Source organism: Lunatimonas salinarum, from assembly GCF_017811155.1.
GTDB lineage: Bacteria > Bacteroidota > Bacteroidia > Cytophagales > Cyclobacteriaceae > Lunatimonas > Lunatimonas salinarum.
This window is the reverse complement of record NZ_JACVCV010000068.1, coordinates 1-1792: the sequence shown is the minus strand read 5'-3', so window position 1 is coordinate 1792 and position 1792 is coordinate 1. Positions and strand designations below refer to the sequence as shown.

Annotated in this window: 2 protein-coding genes; both read left to right on the top strand. The window is 35.0% G+C overall.

The window, feature by feature from the left end:
• Positions 1 to 1130: tail fiber domain-containing protein (locus IAQ59_RS21880; RefSeq protein WP_209332987.1), on the top strand; the 1130-nt coding region annotated here is incomplete at its 5' end.
• Complete coding sequence (locus IAQ59_RS21875; protein WP_209332986.1) at positions 1127 to 1627, top strand: PH domain-containing protein; 501 nt, start codon at positions 1127 to 1129, stop codon at positions 1625 to 1627. The genes IAQ59_RS21880 and IAQ59_RS21875, both read left to right, overlap by 4 nt.
• Positions 1628 to 1792 lie beyond the last annotated feature (165 nt).

The following is a 1792-nucleotide window of genomic DNA, read 5'->3' as shown; positions in this document are numbered from 1 at the left end:
AGAATCCCTTTGACCTTATGCCAAAGGCTGGCGGATTTACCGGCCCGGGTTCGGGAAACCACTGGAAAGATGATATTCCCGGCAACCCCAACGATCCGGCAAAAAGGGATTATTATTTACTGAGCGGGAGTGAGTTTGAAAAGAAATACGGTGCACACCAAGTTAATACGGTATTTATCGCTGGAAATTTGTATATCGTTTCGAACACTACTCGATGGACAGAGTATGATGGGGTAGCCAATGAGAATTCATATACTTATGAAACAACATTTACTAAAGCTGATGCCAGTTCGGGAGGCAATGGTTGGCATCCACCAATGGCATTACCAAGCGGAAAAAATGTCTTAGACGCAACGGCTGGTGTTTTAAGCCATCCTGCGACAAGTGTTTTCTTACAAGTTGGAGATGATGCGTTAAGGTATATTGGCTTAACAAAAGTAATCCCAGGACTTAATATTGCTGCAAATGCTGCTAGTGCTTACGTCTATACAAGCGATATGTCTAATCCCAACTTAAGCGATGGTAGGAAAGCCTATCGTACAGTATCGAATGGAGTTCCTTTGGTGTTGGGAACAGGTGCGATGATAGGTGCATTTAGTACAGGTGTTGGTGGATTAGGAGTTGCTATAGGAGTAGTCGGTTATGTCGGAGAACAAGTTTATGACCATGCAATACATCCAGCTATATGGTATGTTTCTGGTAGGATTGTCGAATATAATTCTTGGTTTAAAAGTGGTGGTTATAATTCAATGTATAGTGACCAAAATTTGAAAGGCAATATTATACGTATTGACAATTCTTTAAATAAGTTGTTGCAAATTAATGGATATAACTTTGAATGGAAAGACGGTATCGCACCAGAAGAAGGGCATGACATTGGACTATTAGCGCAAGAGATTGAGAGGATTTATCCAGAATTGGTTGTATCTGATAGTTCAGGATATAAAAAAATCTACTATTATAAATTAATCCCTGCTATGGTTGAAGCTATTAAAGAGCAACAGATAAGAATTGATTCACAAAATGTTTTGTTGATTAACTATCAACAAAACATCAAAGAAAATGAGCAATTACTTAATAGTGTTTTAATTCGACTCGATGAATTAGAAAAAATGAAGAAAAATAAATGATAGAACAAAAAATAACACCTAAGAAACACCTCAAACATATATGGCCTTATATATTGTTTTCATTTATTATGGTGCTTATCATGTTTTATGATTGGGGAAATAAAACTGAGAGCAATAATAAGGCTATATATATAATTTATTTTGTTTTTGGTACCGTTAGTATTATTAATATCTATTTACATCTTGAATATTACTTTACCAACAGAGGGGTTAAGTTGCAATATGATAGAGAGAAAGGAGAAATACGGTATCGTAGAAAAATAGTAGAGATTGTAATATCGCCTGAATCAGTAAAGAGTATTGAAATACACCAAAGCCGTTTTTTTAAGAAAAAGGGTGGTTTTCTTACAACAGATAATTATCACTTTTATAAATTTATTTTATATGATGGAAAAAAGGTGGTAATAACAAGTTTGCTGTACCCCGGTTTTGAGTATAAATTAGAAGGTATCACGGAATTGAAAGAAAAAACAATTAGTTCAATATTATTTGATTAGTTATCTGAATCGCGCCACATCTGGGTGTAGAATCGGCTACACCCTACTATTCCTAACCTGTTTTGCTTTCGTAATCAATTCAATTCTATTTGCAGTTATCCGGGAAAATATTAGAATATTTAGCTAAAAATATAACCTGATAAATTCCAGCTTTAAGTAGATCAG